General features: G+C 41.7%; 18 protein-coding genes. 16 read left to right on the top strand and 2 right to left on the bottom strand.

Annotated features, from left to right (window positions below; all coding sequences use genetic code 11):
- Positions 1-7: 7 nt before the first annotated feature.
- Entirely contained in the window at positions 8-925 is a 918-nt protein-coding gene (locus QSE00_RS12065) for a ThuA domain-containing protein (protein WP_286106168.1), read from the bottom strand.
- 12 nt (positions 926-937) lie between these two features.
- Entirely contained in the window at positions 938-1,951 is a 1,014-nt protein-coding gene (locus QSE00_RS12070; RefSeq protein WP_110357043.1) for a LacI family DNA-binding transcriptional regulator, read from the bottom strand.
- A gap of 275 nt (positions 1,952-2,226) precedes the next feature.
- Between QSE00_RS12070 and QSE00_RS12075 the strand changes: the two genes are divergently transcribed.
- The 16 genes from QSE00_RS12075 (at position 2,227) to QSE00_RS12150 (ending at position 24,913) form a co-directional block, all read left to right on the top strand.
- The gene (locus tag QSE00_RS12075; protein ID WP_286106169.1) at positions 2,227-5,367 is read left to right on the top strand and encodes a SusC/RagA family TonB-linked outer membrane protein; all 3,141 of its coding nucleotides are present in this window, start codon (positions 2,227-2,229) and stop codon (positions 5,365-5,367) included.
- Between the two features lie 13 nt (positions 5,368-5,380).
- Positions 5,381-7,231: a RagB/SusD family nutrient uptake outer membrane protein gene (locus QSE00_RS12080; RefSeq protein ID WP_286106170.1), complete on the top strand. Its 1,851-nt coding sequence runs from the start codon at positions 5,381-5,383 to the stop codon at positions 7,229-7,231.
- A 56-nt stretch (positions 7,232-7,287) separates the two neighbouring features.
- The gene (locus QSE00_RS12085; RefSeq protein ID WP_286106171.1) at positions 7,288-8,514 is read left to right on the top strand and encodes a DUF6807 domain-containing protein; all 1,227 of its coding nucleotides are present in this window, start codon (positions 7,288-7,290) and stop codon (positions 8,512-8,514) included.
- 70 nt (positions 8,515-8,584) lie between these two features.
- A complete protein-coding gene (locus QSE00_RS12090; protein WP_286106172.1) occupies positions 8,585-9,961 on the top strand; it encodes a Gfo/Idh/MocA family protein in 1,377 nt (458 codons plus the stop codon).
- Positions 9,962-10,062: 101 nt separating this feature from the next.
- Positions 10,063-11,439, top strand: a complete 1,377-nt coding sequence (locus QSE00_RS12095; protein ID WP_286106173.1) for a putative oxidoreductase C-terminal domain-containing protein — start codon at positions 10,063-10,065, stop codon at positions 11,437-11,439.
- Between the two features lie 168 nt (positions 11,440-11,607).
- The gene (locus QSE00_RS12100; protein WP_286106174.1) at positions 11,608-12,426 is read left to right on the top strand and encodes an SDR family oxidoreductase; all 819 of its coding nucleotides are present in this window, start codon (positions 11,608-11,610) and stop codon (positions 12,424-12,426) included.
- 219 nt (positions 12,427-12,645) lie between these two features.
- Positions 12,646-13,839: a mannonate dehydratase gene (gene uxuA, locus QSE00_RS12105; protein WP_286106175.1), complete on the top strand. Its 1,194-nt coding sequence runs from the start codon at positions 12,646-12,648 to the stop codon at positions 13,837-13,839.
- Between the two features lie 172 nt (positions 13,840-14,011).
- A complete protein-coding gene (locus tag QSE00_RS12110; RefSeq protein WP_286106176.1) occupies positions 14,012-15,007 on the top strand; it encodes a TRAP transporter substrate-binding protein in 996 nt (331 codons plus the stop codon).
- Positions 15,007-15,495 carry a TRAP transporter small permease gene (locus QSE00_RS12115; RefSeq protein ID WP_110357035.1) on the top strand — a complete coding sequence of 163 codons (489 nt, stop codon included), beginning with the start codon at positions 15,007-15,009 and terminating at the stop codon, positions 15,493-15,495. Before QSE00_RS12110 ends, QSE00_RS12115 begins: the two co-directional genes overlap by 1 nt.
- Positions 15,485-16,795: a TRAP transporter large permease gene (locus QSE00_RS12120; protein ID WP_181422903.1), complete on the top strand. Its 1,311-nt coding sequence runs from the start codon at positions 15,485-15,487 to the stop codon at positions 16,793-16,795. The genes QSE00_RS12115 and QSE00_RS12120 overlap by 11 nt, the downstream gene beginning before the upstream one ends.
- 318 nt (positions 16,796-17,113) lie before the next feature.
- A complete protein-coding gene (gene phnA, locus QSE00_RS12125; protein ID WP_110357034.1) occupies positions 17,114-18,331 on the top strand; it encodes a phosphonoacetate hydrolase in 1,218 nt (405 codons plus the stop codon).
- 18 nt (positions 18,332-18,349) lie between these two features.
- A complete protein-coding gene (locus tag QSE00_RS12130) occupies positions 18,350-19,777 on the top strand; it encodes an aldehyde dehydrogenase family protein (protein ID WP_286106177.1) in 1,428 nt (475 codons plus the stop codon).
- A gap of 61 nt (positions 19,778-19,838) precedes the next feature.
- Positions 19,839-20,948 carry a 2-aminoethylphosphonate aminotransferase gene (locus tag QSE00_RS12135; RefSeq protein WP_286106178.1) on the top strand — a complete coding sequence of 370 codons (1,110 nt, stop codon included), beginning with the start codon at positions 19,839-19,841 and terminating at the stop codon, positions 20,946-20,948.
- A 208-nt stretch (positions 20,949-21,156) separates the two neighbouring features.
- Complete coding sequence (locus QSE00_RS12140; RefSeq protein ID WP_286106179.1) at positions 21,157-22,419, top strand: MFS transporter; 1,263 nt, start codon at positions 21,157-21,159, stop codon at positions 22,417-22,419.
- Positions 22,420-22,588: 169 nt separating this feature from the next.
- Positions 22,589-23,668, top strand: a complete 1,080-nt coding sequence (locus QSE00_RS12145; protein ID WP_286106180.1) for a zinc-binding dehydrogenase — start codon at positions 22,589-22,591, stop codon at positions 23,666-23,668.
- Entirely contained in the window at positions 23,669-24,913 is a 1,245-nt protein-coding gene (locus QSE00_RS12150) for an MFS transporter (protein ID WP_220020915.1), read from the top strand. It begins immediately after the preceding gene.
- Positions 24,914-24,934 lie beyond the last annotated feature (21 nt).

A 24,934-nucleotide genomic window follows, 5' to 3' on the forward strand; every position in this document is an offset into this window, starting at 1 on the left:
TGTTGGATCATGGTTTTCCTATAGGGCTATCATCACATTTTAAGTCGCCCACAACGTATTGCATACCATCCAAAAAGAATTGAAGCAATTCCGGATGATTCATGCTTTGGGCGTTATGGGAAGGAGAGCTGTAAAACACCCTTCCTTTACCATGCCGCTTTATCCAAGAAACGTAGATGGTATTGTCCGTAACTTCTTTTTTAACACCTTCCAATTTATCAGCTTCAATGTACAGTAAGGGTCTAAAATTATAATCGGAATAGGCATTGTTAAAGAAATAGGGTTCATCCACGTGGGTAAAGCCCTTTCCTTTAAAGGCCTGTACCATGGGATGGTTTCGGTTCACCTCCTTTAAATGCATTTCCTGTTGTTTGGGGTGGTAGTCAAAGCTTCCACCTACCAACCTGCTGAATTCCTTGGAATTGTTTTGTACGGTGATTGCACCGTGCAGAATCATTAGACCTCCGCCCTTTGCAACATAATCCATCAAATTCTTTTCATATTCGGCCGCCATCTTGGCTATGGTATTGTCGTTCAAGGTAGTGTTCTTCTTTAGTAGGTCCCAGAACAAGTCCCGTTTAGGTCCGGCCGGATTGGAGTTGTTCAAGATTACGGCATCGTATTGCTTTAAATTCTTTTTGTCAAAACTGTCTATGTCGTGTGCAATGATGACCTCAAAGGCCCCAGATTTTCTACCCAGAATTTTCAGCATTTCGTCGTTGTGGGGAATGGTCCAATGATAGAATCCCGTGTGCTGTGAAAAAACCAATATTTTTTTCGTTTCTGCAGGAATTCTAGGTGCAGAAGGAGCAAGGGATTCAATTTTGGAAAGCCATTGTTCTGTAATGGGAAATTCTTCTAATCCTTGGGCGAAAACTGTTCCAACAAAAAGGAAGGTAAGCAAGCTGTAAATTGTTTTGTTCATTGTAGATATTTGTTAAAGTGTAGATTCTCTTATAATCAATTTATGTCTTAGGGTAATTGAATTTGCGGGATGTAAGTCTATACCCCCATTTAAATGGCTAATAACACTTTGTCCCGCCAAAACACCTAATTCGTATCCAGGATAATTAATAGTGCTTAGGGCAGGCGTGACCAGTTCCGAGATAGGGTCATTATTAAATCCAATAATTTTTATATCACTGGGGATATTGTATTTCTCTTTTTTTAGTTCCTTAATACAATGGGCGGCAAAGGTGTCGTTGGCTACAAACAATCCATCAATGGGAATGTCAACACTCTTGATGTGCGCAATAACTTCTTTAACACTGCTGGGGGCAAGATCGGATTCCAGTAAATTGGCATCTTTAAATTTTAAATTGTGTTTGGCCAGCGCTTCCTGAAATCCTTTCAGTCGCTCGGAGTAAACATTACGCTTTAGATTGCCACTAATATGTAGCAGATTTTTGCAGCCCTGTGCTATCAAATGTTCTGTAGCCTCAAATCCAGCTGATTTGTTATCGATTATAATAGTGGAACAATTTGGTAAATTGTGAACCCTGTCAATAAATATCAGCGGTATTTTGTTTTTAATATAATTTGCAAAGTGTACAAAGTCCGTAGTGTCATAGGCCAAGGATACCAAAAGGGCATCAACTCCACTATCGTAAAGTGTTTTTGCATTTAATTTTTCTTTTTCCATAGACTCCAAAGACTGGCTAATAATCAGGTTGTAACCGGCCTCATTGGCCACTTTTTCTATCCCCGCCAAAACAGTGGACATAAAAATGGAATTGAGCTTAGGGACAATAACACCTATGGTATTGGATTTCTGTTTGCTAAGGTTTACAGCAAATTTATTGGTTTTGTAGCCCAGTTCATTTGCCATAAAGATTACGCGATCCTTGGTTTTTTGACTTATGGACGGATGGTCGTTCAGACTCCTGCTTACGGTTCCGGCAGAAACACCCAAGGTTTTTGCCAAATCGTAAATTGTAATTCTTTTGTCCATATTAATTGTTGTTGCGCAAACTATGCAACAATATTACAAATAAAATTTTATTATTAAAGTATAAATGAATGGTAGTTATAAATAATGTGGAATTACATATTAATTATATGATTTATTAAACAAAAAATAATTATGTGGTTATAAAACATCAATTTATTAGTGCAATCGGTTGCGTAATAAGTTGCAATTATATAGATTTGTTCAAAATGCAACCATGATTGGGTTTTCCGGTCATGGTTAAAATTCAATAACTAACCAACTTTAAACATTTATGTATGAGAAATTCATTAAAAAAAGTTAGGTGCAGGGCGTTATTACTTCTAACGCTTCTCTGTACATTATTTTCAATGTCCGTTTATGGGCAAGATGGTTTCACCGTTTCGGGGACCGTCGTGGATGAGTTTGGCGTTCCGCTACCAGGAGCGTCAATTGTTGAAAAAGGGACTACCAATGGGGTAGTGTCCGATTTTGATGGCAACTTTAGTTTTGAGGTGGCCAGCCAAAATGCCATATTAACGATTAGTTATATTGGTTTCGAGGAACAGCAAATACCTGTTAATGGTAGCGCCCAAATCAATGTTACTATGCAATCTACTGCTTCTACCTTGGATGAGGTGGTATTGGTGGGGTATGGGGCGGTAAAAAAGAAGGATTTAACCGGGGCTATATCCCAAGTTGATGCCGCCGCTCTTTCGGACCAATCTACCAACTCGGTGACCGATGTATTGAGAGGGAATGTGGCCGGCCTTAGTATTGGGCTTTCCGCCTCCCCCAAAGGTACCAGTCAAATCCGAATTCTAGGAAACAACAGTCTTAGTGCCGGTTCTAGTCCATTAATAGTAGTGGACGGAATGATCTATAATGGGGACCTTTCAGATATTGCGCCCTCAGATATAGATAAACTTGATGTTATGAAGGATGCCAGTTCTGCCGCTGTTTACGGGGCAAGGGGGGCAAGTGGTGTTATTTTGGTCACCACAAAACGAGGTACAAGTGATAAGCCTACCATTAATATCAACACCAGTGTGGGTATGGCAACAGATGCTTATAAGGAGCGGCCATACGATGCCCAGGGGTATGTAGACTGGAGAACCGATGTATTTAAAAGTATCAACCCGCAAAACACTATTGACAATCCAGGTAGGTATGACGATCCCAATAACTTGCCGTCCGGTGTAACCTTGGATCAATGGTTGGCCTATGATGGATCTGCCGGTGACCCAACCAGGGCCTGGTTAAATAGAATTGGGTTCCAGGATGTGGAAATCGAAAATTACTTGGCAGGAAATAGTATCAATTGGTATGATAGGATAATGCAGACCGGATTTCGTAACGATATCAATACCAGTATCTCCGGACGTAAGGGGGGATTAAATTATTATTGGTCCATTGGCAGAACCTCCAATGAAGGCATTTTTGATGGAGAGAAATTCGAAGCCTTGCGATCTCGATTAAATCTGGATGCTAAAATTACCGATTGGTTGACCGTTGGAATGAATACCCAATTTGCCAAACGTAATGAAGGTTTTATTGCAGCCGACCGGGGTCAGATAGAAAGATCTTCCCCCTGGGGTTCCGAATTTGATGATGAGGGAAATATTCGCTTAAGTCCTCAGGACGACAATGGGGCAGGGGCCGTTAACGCATTTTTGGCTCAAAAATTTAACGACCGTATAGATTTGGACCATACCTTTAACTCCAGGGTGTATGCCAAGCTTAAGTTGCCTCTGGGTTTCTCCTATGAAATAGGGTATACCAATCGCTTGGAATTTCAGGAATATTATAACCATGCCTTAGCGGCCAGTCCACAAAACGTAGTGGGCTCGGCGGAAAGGAAAGTGACCAAGATCAATGAATGGCAGTTGGATAACATTTTACGCTGGGACAAGACAGTGGACAAACACTCCTTTAATTTAATGTTTTTGGTGTATGGTGAGAAGTTTCAAAGTTATGAAACCCGTGCCAGGGCCAATACCTTTGAGCCTAGTGATGCCCTGGGTTACAGTGCCTTGGAATTGGGAACGGTTCAGATCGCCGAGAGTGAAGATGTGACCAGTACAGGGGATGCCATGATGACGCGATTGAATTATAATTATGACTCCCGTTATCTTTTAACGATGACCATGCGTAGGGATGGTTACTCTGCTTTTGGGGCCAATAATAAACGGGCATATTTTCCTTCCATAGCAGGGGCTTGGACCATTTCCAACGAATCTTTTTTTAATTCAGAATTTATTGATTTCCTTAAGCTTAGATTGTCCTATGGGGAAAATGGGAACAGGGATATTGGAAGGTTTACTGCATTGTCCAAGCTTAATGCGAACAAATATTTGAATGTGGATGCCGGGGGTAATGTTATTACCGTGCCTACTTTTGACAATGGAACCCAAGAAAACAATGCGCTTAGGTGGGAGCGTACCAAGGCTACCAATTTAGGGTTGGACTTCAGTCTGGCCAACGGAGTGGTTGAGGGGTCTATTGAGGCTTACCAAAATATTACCAACGATTTAATTGTAACCAGACAATTGCCGAATATTATAGGTTTCAACAATGTAACCACCAATTTGGGGGAAATTGAAAATAAAGGTCTGGAATTCACCTTGGCTACCCAAAACATCAATAGGGAAAATTTTCAGTGGAATACCAATTTTAATTTCTCTTTGAACAGAAATAAAATCAGGAAGTTATATGGCGATCTTGATGAAAATGGGAACGAATTGGATGACATTACCAATCAGCGTTTTATAGGTCAGGCCACCGACGTTATCTGGGGCCAGGAAGCCATAGGGATTTGGCAGACAAATGAGGCTGCTGAAGCTGCCGAATACGGTGTTTTTCCCGGGGATTGGAAAATTAGGGATGTGGATAATAGTGGGGACTTTACCGTGGAGGACAATGTTTTTCAGGGACATAGATCACCTAGGTTTAGTTGGGCCATGTCCAATAGGTTCACGATGCTAAAGAATTTTGATTTTTCTTTTGAGGTCTATTCCAATTGGGGTCAAAAAAGGGTATTTAATGAAGCCAAAAACAGAAACGGTTTTATAGATAGGACCAACTCCATCCAAACACCCTATTGGACACCTGACAATCCTATAAATGATTATGCCAGATTGTTTTCAAGTGACGGAAGTTCAAGCTTTACCATTTGGCGTGATGCTTCGTTTATTAGGTTGAGTAATATTACATTGGCTTATAGATTTCCAAAGCCCCTTCTTGAAAAGTTGTCTTTGCAAAGTCTTAGGTTGTATGCCAATGTTAGAAATGTGGCGGTTTATGCACCTCATTGGGACTTTTATGACCCGGAGCCTACCAATATAGAAGGTAGGATATTAGGTGATGATGGTGATTTTGATACCGATGCAAGTTTGCCAACACCTAGGTTTTTCACCTTTGGAATCGATTTAAGTCTTTAATAAAAAAATAATAATGATGAGAAAAATTATATATAATTATAGAAAAGCCTTTTTTAGCTTTATCCTAATTCTGTCTTTGGCCTTTACGGGTTGTGAGGAAGAATTCTTGGATGCAGATCCGCAATCGTTCTTTACGCCCAGTAATGCCTTGGATACGCCAGAAGGGCTCAATAGTCTTTTGTCACAGGCAATGAGAAATTTAAGGGCTGAGTTTTACGGAGATGGCGCCCCCATGATTACGGAAAATATCTTTTCCGAGGTCTCGGTAGAAGGAACTACGGACAAATCAGGTCCTGCCCAGGATTTAAACTTGCTGATCTTGCCCGATGCTAGGCTCAATAGTGCTGATGCCAATAGGATTGGTTGGTTTTGGGAAGAATTCTATAAAGGCATAAAATATGCCAATACCGTAATTGGTAGATTGAATGATGCCACCTTTGAGAGTGATGCGCAGAAAAATGATATTATGGGACGTGCTCTGTTTCATAGGGCCTACAGGTATTATAGGTTGACCCAGCAATTTGGGGATGTTCCCTTAATATTGGAGGAGATCACCTCGGCACGCTTGGATTTTGTTACTACAGCAAGGGAGACGATCCTCAGAAAAATGCAGGAGGACCTCAATATGGCAGTGCCTATGGTGAATGCAGTGGCCAACAATGGCGATATCAATAAGGATGCAGTCTTGCATCTGTTGACAAAAGTTAATCTTGCCTTGGGCGATTTTGATGAAGCAATAGCCTCTTCATCACAAATAATCAATGGCGGAACCCACACCCTAACAACGGACAGGTTTGGTATTGATGCCGATAACCCAGAAAAGGATGTGACCTGGGATCTGCACCGTGTGGAAAACAAAAGTATTTCCGGTAATACCGAGGGAATATTGTTGGTTATAGATAGATTGGGGTATGAGGACAATGGAGACTATTCAGGCGGTACCAGTATACAAAGGCAAGCCGTTCCACTTTGGTGGCGTTTTATCAATACTCCTGATGGCCAGAATGGAATGTCCGATGCCCCGGGAATAGATATCGATCAGGTCACTGCAATAGGTAGGGGTATTGGCAGAAATAGGGGTACTCATTATAGTACCAAGGAGATTTGGAAAGGTGCAAATAACGATCAACGCCATAAGCTGGGCAATTGGTACGATATGGAAGATTTAGTGTACAATGCGCCTAGCCTACAAAGTTCAGGAAACTCATATTACGGAAAGAATTTGGAGCTTTATTTACCAAATGGAACCCCACTTTGTTCAGATACCATAAGGAATTGGTACGGCTTTCCACATTACAAATTTTTTGTTCCGGATCCCTTAAATGTGAAACCTGCAGGAGGTCACGGCGATTGGTATGTGTATAGGGTGGCTGAAACTTATTTGTTAAGGGCCGAGGCCTATTTCTGGAAAGGAAATTTAGGCGCAGCGGCAGAAGATATCAATGTGGTAAGAAGAAGGGCCGAGGCCGATGAAATTACTGCGGCAGATGTGGATATTGCCTATATCTTGGATGAGCGGGCAAGGGAACTGTACTACGAGGAGGGAAGAAAAACCGAACTGACACGTATCGCTTATATTTTTGCCAAGACTGGCAAAGCTGCCTATAATGGTAAGACCTATAGTTTGGATAACTTCTCTACCGATAATTTTTGGTATGATCGTATCATGGAAGTGACCGATTTTTACAATAAGGGGGTTAAAACCATTCACGGAGATGAATATACCATGAGTCCCTATCATGTGCTATGGCCCATCCCCGCTTCGGCAATCAATGCCAATACACAGGGAGTGATAAATCAAAACGAAGGTTATCCAGGGGCGGAAAATAATATCCCGCCACTGACGACCATACCTGAAGAATAATAGTTGTAGTGAGTTAATTTGTTTTTTGTAAATTCCATCCTTTAAACCTGTTTTAAATGAAGTATGTATTTCTTGTTTATGTTTTATTGCTGATACAGTCATGTAACCACAATGAATCATATAGGTTTAGAATAGCGGAGAAGGATGGCATTTTACAAGCCTCCCCAGTATCTTTAAAAATGGATACTTTGGGGTTGGGAGGAATGGACGGCCAAAGTAATTTGGTATTGATGAATAATGGTAAACAGATACCTTTTCAGATTGATAATGATCGGAAAAGACTATGGTTTGTTCATACGCCTAACAATACCAGTTCTTATGAAATAGTAAAGGAAGAGGCTAAGGGCCATGGTTTAGAAGGGGTTAATGTGGATAAAAGAAATGGAAACCTCCAATTGTCAAAGGGTTCCGTTCCCTTGCTCACCTATAGGTATGGAATGACCTACCCTCCAGAAGGTGTGGATTCCATCTTTCGGAAATCCGGATACCTCCATCCTATGCTTACTCCATCGGGAGATACGCTAAGCCGTATTCAACCTCCTGATCATTACCATCATTATGGCATATGGGGTCCTTGGACACATACCCGGATTGAAGGGGAGAGGGTGGACTTCTGGAATTTGGTGGAACGCCAAGGTACCGTACTTTTTAAGGCTTTTAATGATACTTATTCCGGAGATGTATATGGGGGCTTCAATGCCCGTCAAGAACATATTAACCTACAAGCTACCGAGGATAATCGAATAGCCTTGAACGAAGATTTGGACGTGAAGGTGTGGGACTTGGATCGCCCGGATAGGTATATGGTAGATTACACTACTAGTTTTACTTCCCCTTTGGAGAATGGTATTCTTTTTGAAGCCTATCGCTATGGAGGGGGGTTAGGGATGAGGTTTACCGAGCGTTGGCATAAGGATAATTGTACAGTGCTTACCTCGGAAGGCAACGATCGTCTCACCGCAGATGGCACCAACGCCCGCTGGTGTATGGTCACTGGGGAATCCTCCAACGGCAAGGGAACCAATGGTGTACTGTTTTTAAGTTATCCGGAAAATAGGTCCCACCCAGAGCCAATGCGTATATGGCCTATTGATGGAAATGGGGGCAGGGGGGATATGTTTTTTGAATTCTGTCCTATTCGTCACGAGGAATGGAAAATAGAGCCCAATAAGGACTATCGATTAAAATATAGGATGGTGGTTTTTGATGGTAAACTTACAGCTGAGGAAGCGGAATCCTATTGGAAGAGTTTTGCGGAGATGCCCAAAATTGTTAAGAATTAAATATGGGAACAGGGGAAAACACCCAAGTTTTTAACCAAATAATTTGTGAATTAAATTAAAATCAAAAAAAATGCAAAGAAGAAAATTCATTAATAACTCCTTATTGACCACTGCGGCCGTAGTTGGCTTTCCAACTATAGTTCCAGCAAGTGTATTTGGAAAGAACGCACCGAGCAATAAGATTAATATAGGGCAAATTGGTTGTGGTCGAATTGCCCGTGACCATGATATTCGCGATACCATCAGATTTGACCAATCCCGTTACATCGCCGTATGTGATCTGGATTCCAATAGGGCTGCCGATGCCAAGGTTTTGGTAGATAAGTTCTACAAGGAGAAAACGGGGAAGGAAAAATACATGGATACCAAAATCTACGATGACTATAGGGAAATGTTACTCAATAAGGATATAGATGCTGTGGTTATCAGTACACCCGACCATTGGCACTCCCAGCCTGCAATGGAGGCAGCATTGGCAGGAAAGGATATTTATCTGCAAAAACCTACATCCTTAACCGTGAGGGAAGGCCAACAGTTGCGTGAGGCCGTACAAAAAACGGGCGTTATACTTCAGGTTGGAACACAGCAAAGAGCCATGCCCCAATTTCGGGTGGCTGCCGAGCTGGTCAGAAATGGTCGTATTGGTAAAATACATACGGTTAAGGTCGGACTTCCCGGAGATCCTGCAGGACCGGAAGCACCTGCCATGCCGGTACCTAAAAATTTAAATTTTGATATGTGGTTGGGGTCGACCCCAGAGGTGCCTTATACCGAAATTGGTGTGCACCCGCAACAGGGTTATAGTAGGCCGGGGTGGCTTCGCCTAAGAAGTTACGGTGCAGGAATGATCACAGGTTGGGGACAACACCATTATGATTCCGCGGCATGGGGAATGGATACCGAACTAACGGGGCCAAAATCAGTAGAGGCTTTGGCGGAATTCCCTAAATCGGGTCTGTGGAATGTACATGGGGATTTCTTTGTGAAACACGAATACGACAATGGAATTACGGTCTATACCAGTGGTGGTTATACCAACGGAATACGTTATGAAGGTACCGATGGTTGGATCTTTGTATCCCGAGGTGCTTATACGGCTTCGGCTTCCGACCCTGTAGATCAAGAAAAGAGTAGTAAAGCCCTAAATGCTTCCGATCCCAAGATTTTGGAATCGGTTATCGGTGAGAACGAGACCCATTTGGAGAAGATAGATGATCAGCACGGGAATTGGTTGGACTGCATTAAAACACGTAAGGCACCTATTTCACCTATTGAAAAAGGACACAAGGCCTGTGTAACTTGTTTGATCAGTGACATTGCCATGCAATTTGATAGAAAATTGGAATGGGACAACGAGAAGGAGATGTTTATCAATGACGATGAGGCCAACGCTATGTTGCACAGGGTACAGAGAAAGCCTTATGGTACGGACTATGTTAAGATATAATAAACATGTTGTATATTGAATGATGAAAAAATAATCCCTCTTTTGGTCATAATAATTTGAACTAAGGAGGGGTTTGTCATTATTCGCAAAAAAACCAATAAATGAAGTATAGTATATCGACCTTTCTTTTGGTATTGTTTCTTAGTTGTGGTCAAAAAAAAGAAGAAGTGAATCCAATTGCCAATAGTACTCCGGACAAAGTAAGTTTAATGACTTTGGATCCAGGGCATTTTCATGCTGCTTTGGTCCAAAAAACAATGTATAATGCGGTAGATTCCACCATTTACGTTTTTGCGCCCGAGGGGCCAGAGGTAAACGATTTTTTAAGTAAAATAGAATCCTATAATTCAAGATCGGAAAACCCTACCCATTGGAAGGTGAATAGTTATTTTGGGGAAGATTATTTGGAAAGGATGATTGCCAAAAAACCTGGTAACGTTATGGTGGTGGCCGGGAAAAATTCCAAGAAGATAGACTATATTTTGGCCGCTGTAAAAGCTGGGTTGAACGTTTATGCGGATAAGCCATTGGTGATTAATCCGGAAGGGTTCCAGAAACTGGAAGAGGCTTTTAAAATTGCCGAGGAAAAAGGGGTGATGATCTACGATATAATGACAGAGCGTTTTGAGGTTACTACCGGTATGCAAAGACAGTTTTCCATGTTACCGGAGGTGTTTGGCCAAGTGTTGGAAGGAAGTCCTGAGGAACCGGCTATTATTAAAGAGAGTGTTCATCACTTTTTCAAGTATGTTTCTGGCCAGCCATTGGTAAGACCGGCATGGTTTTTTGATGTGAATGAAGAAGGGGAAGGAATAGTGGATGTAACCACCCACTTGGTCGATTTGGTGCAATGGGAACTTTTTCCGGAACAGATTATAGATCGTTCAGACATAGAAATGGTAAGTGCCAAGCGATGGCCAACTGTGCTTACGTTGGATGAATTTACAAGAGTGACCGGATTGGATAGTTTTCCCGATTATCTTAAAAAAGATATGGATGGTGACAAACTTAAGGTGTATTGCAATGGCGAAATGATTTACAAGATTAAGGGAAAGTACGCCAAGGTTTCCGTAATCTGGAATTATGAGGCTCCCGAAGGTACCGGGGATACCCATTACAGCATAATGCGGGGTACCAAAAGCGACCTCATAATTAAACAGGGTAAGGAAGAAAGTTATAAGCCTACCTTGTATGTTCAATCCAAAGGAGAGGCCAATTTTGACAAGCTAATAACAGATGCCCTGGAGCACTCCATAGGCCCTAAATTTCCCGGTACCGAAGCTGAGAAAGTGTCAGCGAATATTTGGAAAATTATTATCCCAGACGAGTTTAAGATTGGTCATGAGGCACACTTTGCCCAAGTGACCCAAAATTATTTACGGTATTTGGACGAGGGTAAATTGCCAAACTGGGAGATACCCAATATGATTACCAAATATTACACGACCATTGAAGGCTATAAAATGGCTAAAAATTAAGACCAAAGTGTATTTGGCTTCATTTTATGGTTATACTAATGCGGATTTTTTAATCAGTGCTAACCTCTGCGATTGTCGGTTTAGGGCAAATCCTTTTTATTATGTCCATTATTGTTTCCTTGTATTATCTTTGGGTCTCGCTGAAGTAGAATAATAAAATTTAAATTGATGAGTAAACTTTTTTCGATAGAAAATAAAATATATGCCTTATCTGGTGCAACCGGAACCTTGGGAGGTTCCATTGCCGAGTATCTTGTGGAAAATGGGGCCAAGGTGTTGTTATTGGGCAGATCTTTGGATAAGTTGGAGGAGAAATGCAAAGAGTTAAATGCTATTACAGCCAATAGTGCCCATTTGTTCGTTCTGGATGTGATGGATGAAAGGCAATTGACCGAGTTGAAGAACACTATAATCACCAAGTTTAAGCGGTTGGACGGGCTGGTAAATTTGGCAGGAGGAAACATTCCCGGGGCTACATTAAAACCAGATCAGACTATTTACGATATTGAGCATGGAGATACTCAAAAAGTGGTGGATATAAATTTGTTCGGGACCGTAATTCCAACCATAGTTTTAAGTGAAATTATGGCAAAGCAAGGCTTTGGATCTATAGTAAATATATCTTCCATGGCAGCCAAACAGACCATTTCACGAGTGTTGGGCTATTCCATGGCCAAGGCGGGAGTGGATATTTTTACCAAGTGGATGGCCCATGAGCTGGCCTCAAAATTTAGTGATAAGATAAGAGTGAATGCCATTGCACCTGGGTTTTTCATTGGAAATCAGAATAGAAGACTTTTGACCAATGAAGACGGATCCTTCACGGATAGGGGAGAGAAAATTATTACCAATACACCTATGGGTCGTTTTGGAGATGCCTCTGAACTTAACGGAATGGTACATTATCTCTTGAGTGACGCTTCATCTTTTGTTACAGGCACCATTTATGATATTGACGGAGGTTTTAGTTCCTTCTCTGGGGTATAATTTTTGAAATTTCATAGCATTACAATATAATACTTCAATGGCTGATAAAATTGGCCTGGTCAGAGAGTTTGTCATAAGATTCCCTAAAGAGGTTAAGGGGTAATATGGACATGTGGGGGAATTGCTGTGAGAATTATGGTTGTTATGTTAAGGGTAATCCAATCACTTTAGGTTAGTCCACATCATTACCAAGTAATAACTTATTAATATCGCTTATTATTGAAACATTTAAAGAGAACGCTTAGGTGGTTCGGGCCTAAGTTTGGAGTGTCCTTAGGAGATATAAAGGAACTAGGGGTGGAGGGTGTTGTTACGGCATGCCACGCTGTGCCTATTGGTGAAGTTTGGTCCTCTGAAGTTATAAGGGGGGTCCAACGGGAAATTGAGGCCAATGGCTTGGAATGGTCCGTGGTAGAAAGTGTCAATATACACAAGGCTATCAAATACGGTATGCCGGAAAGGGATGTCTATATCCAAAATTATATTCAGACCCTTAAGAATTTGGCAGAAAACAACATTAAGGTGGTCTGCTATAATTTTATGCAGTTGATAGATTGGACCCGTACCAATTTAAATTTTGAGCTTCCCACCGGGGCCATTAGTTTGTTATACGATCCTGTTGCCATTGCCGCTTTTGATTTGTTCATCCTAGAAAGGGAGAGGGCGGCAGAAGTCTATGGAGAGGCAATGATTGAAAAGGCCAAACACTATTACAATACCCTGGATAAGAAAGGGCGGGAGCGGTTAAAAAGTGCCGTCTTGGCGGGTATGCCGGGTTCTAAAGAGGCCATTCCCCTTTCGGATTTCAGGTCCACTTTGGAGGAGGTAAGTAGGATAGAAAAGCCCGTGCTCAGGGAAAATTTGGCTTATTTTTTAAAAGCGGTCGTTCCAGAGGCCGAAAAGCTGGGTCTAAAAATGGCACTGCATCCGGATGATCCGCCATTCCCTGTTTTTGGTATTCCCCGTATTGCCTCCACCTATGGGGATTTAAAATATATTCTGGATTGCATTCCATCGCCAAGTAATGGATTAACGTTCTGTTCAGGGTCTTTGGGTGCGGTAAGCTCCAACGACCTTCTTAAAATTATAAGGGATTTTGGGCCACATATTCATTTTTTACATTTAAGAAATGTTTCAAGGGAAGACGACGGTAAATTTTATGAAGCTGCCCATTTGGATGGATCCATACCTATGCCCAAGCTAATGCTGGAGATTGTTAAAGAGCAGTGGAGGAGACATGAAAGTGGTGTTGGAGAGGTGGCCATTCCTATTAGGCCAGATCACGGACACGTTTTGTTGGATGACAAAAAAAGGAAAGACGAATTTTACTCAGGGTATTCACTAATTGGAAGGGCTATTGGGATGTCCGAACTCTATGGCCTGGAAAAGGGTATTAGGGAAATGCTGCTCTAACTAGATTGGTAAATTTGTAAAATATGGATGTAATTGTTGATGAAGACGCAGGTAAATTGCTAATATTGTGCCGAGTTGTTGTAAAATTTAAAAAATAGAGTATTTTTAAGCTTTGGAAATGAAATCTAAAGATAAATAGCGTTAACGTTAACGACCAAGTAAAAAAATGTATATGCAGGTTTATAAACCCCTTTTGGGAAAATTAATTATTACGATTGGTGTCTTGGCATGTTTAAGCTTTTATTCTTGCTCGGATATTACAGACCACAAGACCTTGTTCTTTGCCCATTCCCTGCCAATAACCCATCCGGTCCATAAGGGTATATTGGCCATGCAAGAGGCTCTACAGGAAAAATCGGGCGGAAAGTTGCAGATCAAGATATTTCCCGATGGACAGTTGGGTACGGAAAGGGAGGTCTTGGAATTATTGCAGATAGGTAGTGTTGCCATGACCAAGGTAAGTGCCGCCTCTATGTCCAGCTTTTCTCCGGAATATAGGGTTTTGGGTGTTCCTTATTTATTTAAGGACAGCGATCATATGTTCAGGGTATTGGAAGGACCTATAGGCAAGGAACTACTGGAAGGGGGCAGCGAATATTTGCTCCGTGGCCTCTGTTTTTATGATGCGGGAAGTAGAAGTTTCTATACCTTGGATGGATTTATTAAGACTCCGGAGGATTTAAAGGGCAAGAAGATTAGGGTAATGAACGACCAAATGGCCGTGAACATGGTAAACGGCCTAGGTGGCTCTGCTACCCCAATGGCGTATGGTGAGCTTTATACCGCATTACAGCAACGAGTGGTAGATGGTGCCGAGAACAATGTTCCTTCATTTGTAACCTCCAATCACTACGAAGTCTGTAAATTTTATACCTTAGATCAGCACAGTATGGTTCCGGATGTTGTGGTAGTAGGCACCAAGTTTTGGGATACTTTGAGCGATATAGAAAAGGGTTGGTTACAAGATGCGGCAGATGACAGCGTAAAAAAACAAAAAATATATTGGCAGGAAACCGTAGAGGAAGGCATGGAAATTTTGGAAAAGGCCAATGTACAAATCTATCATCCAGATAAAAGTCCCTTCGTAGAAAAAACAAAATCTATTTTAGAGGATTTGATGGAGGATCCAAAAATGAAAAAAATAATCGACCAAATTAACAATCAATAATGCATACGACGTACAGAATATTGAATAAGGCCATAGAAGGGTTGCTGGTTCTAATTTTTAGTTTATTGGTGCTCGATGTGGTTTGGCAGGTGGTTTCCCGATATGTGGTGGGACAGTCAAGCTCGTTCACGGAGGAGTTTGCCAGGTTTTCATTGATCTGGTTAACGGTTTTGGGTGCTGCCTATATCAATGGACAAAAGGAAGGACATCTGTCCATGGACTTTTTATTGTCCAAACTTCCGGCAGACAAACAAAAAAGGAGACATAGGATAATTCAGGTTGTGATGGCTATTTTTGCCTTGGTCATTATGGTTATTGGTGGAGGTAATTTGGTATATACCACCTTAAAGTTGGGCCAGTTGTCCCCTGCATTATTGGTGCCGCTTGGCTATGTTTACGCTATAGTGCCTATTTGTGGCCTAATAATCATTTTCTTTTCCGTTTATCACATTAAAATAACCTTTAACGCCAATAACAATGAGTATTGAAACCATAAGTATCCTAGTATTGTTTATTAGTTTTATGGGCTTGTTGGCCTATGGGGTGCCTGTTGCTTATGCTATTGGTATCTCTACAACGATTACCCTTCTGATCAATATAGCGTATATGCCTGCTACCACTACGGTAAGTCAAAGAATGACGACAGGTATAGATAATTTTGCCTTATTGGCCATTCCCTTCTTTATATTGGCCGGGGAAATAATGAACCGTGGTGGTATTGCAAACCGCTTGATAGATTTTGCCAAATCACTTATTGGCAGTTTGCCCGGGGGCCTGGCCTATGTTAATATAATCTCCGCTATGTTGTTCGGGGCCATTTCAGGTTCCGCCATTGCAGCAGCATCGGCCATTGGAAGTACACTTACGGAAAAAATGGCTAATGATGGTTACCCTAGGGAATTTAGTGCTGCCGTAAACATTAGTTCCTCAACCACCGGTCTATTGATACCGCCCAGTAACGTATTAATAATTTTCGCCCTGGCCAGTGGAGGCACGGCATCGGTGGCTGCCCTCTTTATTGCAGGATATATACCTGGTATTTTGGTAGGCCTTGCCATTATGTTAATGGTCTATTTTTATGCCAGAAAAAAGGGATTGCCCAAGGAAGAAAGGGTAAGTTTTAAAAAGTTGTTCCATGATTTTAAGAATGCCATTTTGAGTTTAACCTTGTTGGTTATTGTAGTTGGTGGAATTGTGGCAGGAATTTTTACCGCCACCGAAGCGGCGGCCATTGCCGTGGTGTATGCTGTTTTGCTCGGATTTGTGAATAAGGAGCTGAAGTTTGCCGATTTCAGGCCAATCCTTCTCCGCAGTGCCAAAACAACCGCTATTGTTATGTTCTTGATTTCTACCTCCATGGCCATGTCCTGGTTGTTCTCTTTTGAATCCATTCCGCAATCGCTTACGGGCTTCCTTCTGGAATCTGTTAAGAATCCCTTGTTGGTACTATTGTTTATAAATATTACCCTTCTGGTTGTGGGTACCTTTATGGATATGACCCCGGCAGTATTAATTTTCACCCCTATATTTTTGCCTGTGGTTATGGCATTGGGGATGCACCCTGTACAGTTTGGAATGGTAATCGTTCTCAACTTATGTATAGGCGTATGTACCCCTCCCGTAGGGACGCTCCTGTTTGTTGGTAGCGGTGTTGCCAAAGTTCCGGTCACAAAAGTGATCAAGCCCTTATTGCCCTTATTGGCGGCAATGACCGCCGTATTATTGATCCTGACCTATGTGCCGGAGCTCTCTTTATGGTTGCCAAGGGTTTTTGGGTTGATCGACTAAGGTTTAACGGTATTTTGAATTTTTCAAATCCTTATTTCCAAAATGAAATAGGGATTTTTTTATGTCTAATTGGTCCAGGACCATCCTTCTTTTAGTGAAAGAGCGGATTGTTGATTTAAAGAATTTAGTGTTTAGCTAACAATAAAATAATCTTAGATCGAATAATTCCAAGGATATTAGGCTGATTTTTGTTTCATAATTATACTCCTCCTGTACTTGGCAAAATGACATTCATTTTTTGTAACTAAAATTATCCTATTAGTAAAAATTTTGTACTTTAGTGCAAAATTAGTGAGAAACTCAAAGATATTTTAAGACATGAAGATTAACGACAGAAATTACCCTGAGCAAAAGCAGACCATTATTGGAATATGTATGGATGGAACATCTTATCCTTATTATGAAGCGGCCAAGGAGGTAATGCCCAATTTACAAAGGTTTATAAAGGAAGGTTCTATGGGAATGGTAAAAAGTGTGATACCATCCTTTACAAATCCGAACAATATGGCCATCGTTACTGGGGTTACTCCAAAGGTTAACGGAATTTGTGGCAATTTTTATTGGGATACCGAACTTCAGGAAGAGGTAATGATGAACGACCCAAAGTATCTAAAGGTTCCCACTATTTTATCAGAGTTAAGTAAAAACGGAAGAAAGGTGGCTGTGGTTACAGCCAAGGATAAGTTGCGAAAAATGCTGGCTCACAATTTGGAGGGTATCTGCTTTTCGGCAGAATTTGCCAATCAGGCAACTTTGGAGGAAAACGGTATTGAAAACGTGGAGCAAGGATTGATGGGCAAGGAAAGACCAGGTATCTATGATCCCTATATTTCGGTTTATTGCATTGAAGCTGGGGCCAAACTTTTGAAACGGGAACATTTTGATGTCATGTATTTGACAACAACCGATTTTGTGCAACATAAATATGCTCCAGGAAGTGCGGATGCGAACGATTTCTTATCCAAAATAGATCTTTGGTTGGGGGAATTGGACAAGTTGGGTGCCATTATCGGGGTAACCGCCGATCATGGTATGCAGGCCAAGACCAATCCGGATGGCAGTCCAAAGGTGCAGTTTATAGAACAGCTTTTGGATGCCCAAGATATAAGATCAAGGGTAATCCTGCCCATCACGGATCCTTATGTGGTGCACCACGGGGCCCTAGGAGGTTATGGTACGCTGTATTTGGAGGATAAATCCCAATTACAAGCGGCCAAGGACTATTTGCTTTCCTTGGACGGAATAGAAAAGGTACTTACCAACGCCCAGGCCGTTGAGGAATATGAACTTCCAGGTGATAGAATCGGGGATTTGGTGGTATTGGCAGATTCGGCCACTACCATTGGTAGGACCCCGGATTGGCATGAATTGGATAAGGTGAAGGAAGGTCTGCGTTCACATGGAGGAGAGCACTGTCAAGTAGTGCCCATGATATTCAATAAAAAACTGAACGCGGAATACAGTGATAAATTGGCATCAGGTACTAGTAGGAACTTCGATTTGTTCCACTTCTTGAGCAATGGATTCTCCAACTAAACTATTTAAAACACAACTATGATCGAATTTGGAAGTATAATCAATGGAAAACAGGTTACAAGTGGCGAATGGATAGATATTTATAATCCATACACCAAAAAGCAGGTTGGTAGGGTGGCGTCCTTGGATACAAAAACCTTGGACAAGGTATTGACGGATACGAAGAATACCAAAATTAACCTTACCCGTTATGAACGGTACGACATACTGAACAAGATTGCAAATGCATTGGAGGAACGGGTCGATGAGGTGAGTAAAATGATTACCGATGAGACCGGACTTTGTTTAAAGGATACACGTTATGAAGCCAGTAGGGTTTCCGATGTACTGCGATTTTCGGCCATGAAGGCTTTGGATGATGACTCCCAGGTATTTCCCTGTGATGTTTCCAAAAATGGCAAACCAAGAAGGATCTATACCACGCGTGTTCCCCTGGGGCTTATTAGTTGTATAACGCCTTTTAACCATCCTATGAACCAGGTGGTGCATAAAATAGCTCCGGCCATCGCCACCAACAATACGGTGGTCTTGAAACCGTCTGAAAAAACCCCTCTATCTGCCTATTATTTTGCACAATTGGCCTTAGACTGTGGCCTGCCACCCAATATGTTGAATGTCATCAATGGAGCAGACGTGCAGGCAACAGCGGAAATGATGACCATACATCCGGAAATAACCATGGTTTCCTTTACCGGTGGTAGTAGGGTAGGAAAAATTATTGCCTCCAAGGCGGGGTATAAAAAATTGGTTTTGGAGCTGGGAGGTAGTTCCGCCTTATTGGTTCTGGAAGATGCCGACATAGAAGAGGCAGTGGAAGTGACCATGTCCGGAACCTTTAAAAATTCGGCTCAGCGTTGTACCGCTATTAGAAGGATCTTGGTTCACGAAAGCATAGCGGATGCTTATGCCGCTAAATTAACGGCCAGGGTCAAGGCCTTGAAATACGGGGACCCCTATGATGCCCAAAATGATATGGGGACGGTTATTACCGAAGAATCCGCCAAGGAGATGGAATTTAGAGTCCAGAATGCCATTGATAATGGAGCAGTGCTATTGGCCGGTCATAAACGCGATGGTGCCCTTTATGCCCCAACGGTTTTGGACCATGTACAAAATGCCCACGAAGTAGTGGCCAAGGAGACCTTCGGGCCCGTAGCGCCTATAATTAGGTTCAAAACTTTGGATGAGGCCATAGACATTGCCAATGATACGCCTTATGGCCTTTCCGGCGGTGTGGTGAGCAATCACTGGCCTTCCATTCAAAGGGTTATTACCGAATTGGATACAGGTACCGTAAATGTAAACGAGGCACCGAGTTACCGCTTGGAATGGACACCCTTTGGAGGTGTGAAGGATTCCGGCTTGGGGTATAAGGAAGGTGTTATTGAGACCATGAAAGGATATACCTATGTCAAGACCTATTCCCTGCCATGGGACATTGCCTAAGGAGGTATCCTAAATTTAAATCAATTGAAGTAATTCTAATATTTTAATAGAAAAATACCAAATGCAAATAAAAAGAAATGTGTTGCTCAATCCTGGTCCGGCAACTACCACCGATTCCGTAAAATTGGCCCAGGTAGTTACCGATATTTGTCCAAGGGAAAAGGAGTTTGGGGATCTTATGGAATACTGTGCTACTGAGATAACCAAATTTGTGGGAGATCCAAAGGATTATGCCACTGTTTTGTTCGGAGGTTCCGGAACGGCCACGGTTGAGGCCATATTGAGTTCCGTAGTCCCGGACAATGGCCGTATTCTTATAATAGATAATGGAGCCTATGGCAAACGTATGTGCCAGATTGCCAAAATATATACGATGGATATGGTTGTTTTTGAATCTTCATCCATAGTCCCTATAGATTTAAAGGCGCTGGAGGAGGTTGTTAAGGCTGAAAAGGGATTGACACATTTGGCTATGATACATCATGAGACCACAACAGGACTCTTGAATGACATTACAGCTGTTGGGAAATTATGCGCCAATTACGGTATTGGTTTTATAGTGGATTCCATGAGTGGTTTTGCTGCTATTCCGGTAGACATGAAAGCTATGAACATTGATTATTTGGCAGCTAGCTCCAATAAGAATATTCAGGGAATGGCAGGAATTGGATTTGCTATATGCAATAAAAAAGCCCTGTTGGCAACAGAGTCCATTCCCATGAGGAACCTGTATTTAAATTTATATGCGCAGTATGCCTATTTTGAAAAGACCCACCAAACACGATTTACCCCTCCTGTACAAACCTTTTATGCCTTAAAACAGGCCATTTTGGAAACCAAGGAGGAAACTATTGAAAAACGTTATGCCAGATATGCCAAATCTTGGGAAACTCTCCTCAGCGGAATAGGTAAAATGGGATTGGAATATTTGATAGACCGGGAACACCACTCCAAAATAATAACTTCCATCATTGAACCTAAGAATGATAGATATGATTTTGATGAGATGCACGATTTTTTCTTCGAAAGAGGGTTTACCATATATCCGGGTAAGGTGAATAATTATGATACCTTTAGGATATCCAATATAGGGCAGATAGATTATAGGGATATGGAGGACTTTCTAAAAGTATTGGAGGAATATCTTATTCAAATAGGTTTTTTGAAATAATGATTTGTAATAATTGGTAGTCTTTGCATTAATATGCATAGCTGCTATTTGTTATTTGATCTGAGTATAGTAACAATAGAATAACTATCACATACTGTAATTTAAGTGCCACCAACTGTTTTAAGACATAGGTGGTATATATCAACTATATAATTTTTTAGACATAGTTTTCTGAATTTTAAGTTGAATTAAAGAACCACAACCAACCATGAGTTTAACCACAGACCAGAAATATTGGAGGAAAAGAATATTTGTTCTTACTTGGCTCGCCTATGCGGGGTTTTATTTTGGTAGGAAAAATTTATCGGTCACCTGGAGTTCCATGGAACAGGATTTGGGGCTGGACAACTCGGACTATGCTTCTATTATTTTTGTTTACAGTTTAATATACACCATTGGGCAATTTGTTAATGGATACCTGTCCGATACATTTGGGCCTAGGAAAGTGGTCACGGTTGGATTGTTTCTAGCCGCCATTGGTAACTTGTTTCTTGGCATGACATTTTCTGCAGGGGTAATTGTTTTTCTTATAGCGCTTAATGGCTATGGACAATCTACTGGCTGGAGTGGTTTGATAAAGAATATGACCCCTTGGTTCAGGCGGACCGAGCGTGGTATAGTAATGTCCTGGTGGTCTACATGCTATGTTACAGGGGGCTTTCTGGCTACTATCTTTGCCACCTATGCGGCTTTTGATATGGAGTTCCTTTCGGAACTGGGTTGGAAAAGGGGGTTTATTTTCCCTTCCCTGATACTCTTTGTTATTGCCTTTTTATACCTTCTGTTTACCAGAAACAACCCAGAGGATGTTGGCCTACCCAAAATAGTTGAAAATAAGTACGAATTTGAAGGGGGGGCCAAGGTAGAGAAACTGAAGATTTTGGGCGTGTTGTTAAGAAATAGTTCCCTCTGGATATATTCCAGTTGCTATATGATCCTAAAGATGACCAGATATGCCTTTCTTTTTTGGTTGCCCGTTTATTTGGAAAAAGCCTTGCACTATGGGGTCAGCGATGCTGGTTATATGTCTTCGGTATACGAATTGATTGGTTTTTTTGGGGTTATTTTAGCAGGCTATAGTTCGGATAAAATTTTTAACTCCAATAGGTTTAGTACCGTATCCCTTATGATGATAGGCTTAGGGCTTGCCTGCCTTGCCCATCCGTATATGGTTCCTTATGGGAAAATAGCGACCGTTATCAGTATTGCCCTTATAGGGATAGCGACCTACGGACCGGATTCCCTGATCTGTACGGCTGGTTCTATGGATGTTGGGGGTACCAAGGGTGCTGCAATGGCTGCTGGTATCATCAATGGAATGGGGTCTGTGGGACAGATGTTCTCCGGTTTTATTGTGGTAGCCATCAATGAATATTACGGTTGGAACAGTCTATTCTACTTTTTTGTTATCATGTCGTTCATTGGTGGGGGATTGGCAGCTTTAAAGTGGAATCAGCAAAGTTCGGATTAGATAGGGATATGCTACGTTTCAATATTTTGGGAATCAGTAGGTAATATTGATAATGCGGTTTTATTTATTGCCAGCGCTTATGGCACCCAATGTTAATGTATAGGTAATTATTTAGTACTTGAAGGACACCAAAGGTTCCTATTTTTAGATGTCAAATTTGTTTCTTATTATGTTAAAGGCTAAACTTTTTAATTCCAAATTTCAAGTTTTTCACGGAACGGGGAAACCTTTTGGCTTTGAACAAAAACAACTGGCAATTGAGTTGAACGAGGGCGAAGCTTTGGTGAAAATTGTTTTGGCTACCATTTGTGGATCCGACCTGCATACCATTGAAGGAAAAAGAAGGGAAGATGTTCCCTGTATACTAGGTCATGAGGCAGTTGGGGAAATTGTTGAAATTAAAGACCGCACTGGGTTTGCCGTAGGAGATCGGGTAACTTGGACCATTGCAGATAGTTGCGGGAAATGTGCTGCATGTACCGATTATGGACTCCCCGAAAAATGCAAAGAACTTTTTAAGTATGGCCACGCATCCATTAACAAGGGTAGTGGCTTAAATGGCTGTTATTCCAACATCATCCATATTAGACGGGGTACACATTTGGTGAAGGTTCCGGAGGTCGTCGATAACCCTATGGCCGCGCCTGCCAATTGCGCTCTTGCAACAATGGTAAATGCCGTGTCCCAATTAAAAAATATGCCTAAAAAAGTAGTAGTGCAGGGTGGTGGGCTATTAGGGGTCTATGCCTGTGCACTTCTAAAGGAAAAGGGCGTTGACGAGATATATTGTTTGGATATCAATTTGAATCGATTTGAAATAATAGGAAAATTTGGAGCCCACCCTGTGGATGGACGGGATATGCATAAGGCGACGTCATTTTTATTGGACAGGCTTGGAGATGGGGCGGACGCCATTTTTGAGGTTGCCGGAGTTAAGGAATTGATTCCCCAGGGAATAAGTCTATTAAGACCAGGTGGGCAATACATCCTGGTAGGCTTGGTACATCCGGATTCCGAATTGAAGGTCACGGCCGAACAAATTATTAGAAAATGTCTCGCCGTAAATGGTATTCACAATTATGCACCATGGCATTTGGAAGAAGCTATTCACTTTTTGGAACGAAATCATAGGAACTTCCCTTTTGATGAACTTGTGAGTCCGCCCTTTGACTTAGAAAGTATAGAGGAGGCCGTATTAGAGGCAAAAAAACAACGTTGGTTTAGGGTCTCGGTAAAACCAAAAGCATAAATGAATCCCATAGAAAATACAAATCAAAATTTCCGAAGGTACCAATGGAAAATGTTATTTGCAGTTATGTTCTGCTACCTATTTTACTATACCGGTAGACAGAATTTCGGGTGGGCAATCCAGGGTATATCCCTAGAATTCAATGTGGCAAAACAATATATTGGCTGGGCCGGTGCCGCCATGCTTTGGGCTTATGGAATAGGACAATTTATTAACGGTAATTTGGCCGATAAGTTTGGTGCACGCCGGATGATGGTGATAGGGGGCTTACTTTCAGTACTAATGAACTGGGCCACAAGTTTTGCAACTGCCTATTGGATGATCGTAGTATTCTGGGCCTTGAATGGTTTTTCACAATCATTGGGCTGGGCTCCAGGGAGCCGCATGGTAGCTAATTGGTGGGGAGGGAAGGAAAGAGGAAAAGCTTTTGGTTTTTATGTGTTTGCAGCTGGTTGCTCCTCGGTACTCATTTATTTGTTGTCCATAATAATGTTGGACACGTATGAAGTGGATTGGCGGTGGCTTTTTAGATTACCGGTATTGTTACTTCTTTTGGGCTGTGGTGTTTTTTATTTCGTGGTTCGCGATAAACCGGAAGATGCTGGTTTTAAACCCGTGGAGGATGACATGCCACTGGTTTTGCCCAAAGAAAATGAAAGTTCTTTGGAACGTTACCAAAAGGTTCTTTGCAACAACAAATTCATATTGGCATGTATCTCTATCGGTTTTCAAAATATGGCAAGATACGGGCTTCTGGTTTGGGTACCCCTTTATTATTTGGGCACAAAATTAAATGAAAACACCAATTTGTGGATTGCGTTGGCTCTTCCAGTGGGGATGGCCTTGGGGACTATTTTTTTTGGACAATTATCGGATAGGGTCTTTAATTCCAATAGATCCAAACCTATAGCGCTATCAATGGGGTTGGCAGGTCTGGTCATTTTAATGGTTTATCTGGTGCCGAAAGATAATTTACTTGGGGGCTTGGTGCTGATGTTTTCGGCCGGTTTTTTAGTATATGGCCCACAATCTTGTTATTGGCCCCTGAGTCCGGATTTGTTGGGAATTAAAAGGTCGGGAACAGGTGTAGGGGTTATGAACACTTTTGCCTATGCCTTTGCAGGGGCCGGTGAGCCCTTTATAGGATATATGATAGATGTTACCGGAGAGCAAAACATAGTTTTTGTGGTAACTGCGGTGATGTGTTTTTTTAGTGCTCTGATAATCTTATTTGTGAGGCGCTGATATTAAAATTGTAACCGCCTA

Origin of the sequence: Arenibacter flavimaris (assembly GCF_030291335.1) — a bacterium.
Lineage (GTDB): Bacteria > Bacteroidota > Bacteroidia > Flavobacteriales > Flavobacteriaceae > Arenibacter.

Excerpts from the sequence above, each read along its gene's own strand:
- QSE00_RS12085 (WP_286106171.1), top strand. The coding sequence starts at position 7,288 with ATGAAGTATGTATTTCTTGTTTATGTTTTATTGCTGATACAGTCATGT.
- QSE00_RS12070 (WP_110357043.1), bottom strand. The coding sequence starts at position 1,951 with ATGGACAAAAGAATTACAATTTACGATTTGGCAAAAACCTTGGGTGTT.
- QSE00_RS12140 (WP_286106179.1), top strand. The coding sequence starts at position 21,157 with ATGAGTTTAACCACAGACCAGAAATATTGGAGGAAAAGAATATTTGTT.
- QSE00_RS12135 (WP_286106178.1), top strand. The coding sequence starts at position 19,839 with ATGCAAATAAAAAGAAATGTGTTGCTCAATCCTGGTCCGGCAACTACC.
- QSE00_RS12095 (WP_286106173.1), top strand. The coding sequence starts at position 10,063 with ATGAAGTATAGTATATCGACCTTTCTTTTGGTATTGTTTCTTAGTTGT.
- QSE00_RS12150 (WP_220020915.1), top strand. The coding sequence starts at position 23,669 with ATGAATCCCATAGAAAATACAAATCAAAATTTCCGAAGGTACCAATGG.
- QSE00_RS12115 (WP_110357035.1), top strand. The coding sequence starts at position 15,007 with ATGCATACGACGTACAGAATATTGAATAAGGCCATAGAAGGGTTGCTG.
- QSE00_RS12065 (WP_286106168.1), bottom strand. The coding sequence starts at position 925 with ATGAACAAAACAATTTACAGCTTGCTTACCTTCCTTTTTGTTGGAACA.
- QSE00_RS12110 (WP_286106176.1), top strand. The coding sequence starts at position 14,012 with ATGCAGGTTTATAAACCCCTTTTGGGAAAATTAATTATTACGATTGGT.
- QSE00_RS12080 (WP_286106170.1), top strand. The coding sequence starts at position 5,381 with ATGATGAGAAAAATTATATATAATTATAGAAAAGCCTTTTTTAGCTTT.
- QSE00_RS12090 (WP_286106172.1), top strand. The coding sequence starts at position 8,585 with ATGCAAAGAAGAAAATTCATTAATAACTCCTTATTGACCACTGCGGCC.
- QSE00_RS12120 (WP_181422903.1), top strand. The coding sequence starts at position 15,485 with ATGAGTATTGAAACCATAAGTATCCTAGTATTGTTTATTAGTTTTATG.
- QSE00_RS12145 (WP_286106180.1), top strand. The coding sequence starts at position 22,589 with ATGTTAAAGGCTAAACTTTTTAATTCCAAATTTCAAGTTTTTCACGGA.
- phnA (WP_110357034.1), top strand. The coding sequence starts at position 17,114 with ATGAAGATTAACGACAGAAATTACCCTGAGCAAAAGCAGACCATTATT.
- QSE00_RS12130 (WP_286106177.1), top strand. The coding sequence starts at position 18,350 with ATGATCGAATTTGGAAGTATAATCAATGGAAAACAGGTTACAAGTGGC.
- QSE00_RS12100 (WP_286106174.1), top strand. The coding sequence starts at position 11,608 with ATGAGTAAACTTTTTTCGATAGAAAATAAAATATATGCCTTATCTGGT.
- QSE00_RS12075 (WP_286106169.1), top strand. The coding sequence starts at position 2,227 with ATGAGAAATTCATTAAAAAAAGTTAGGTGCAGGGCGTTATTACTTCTA.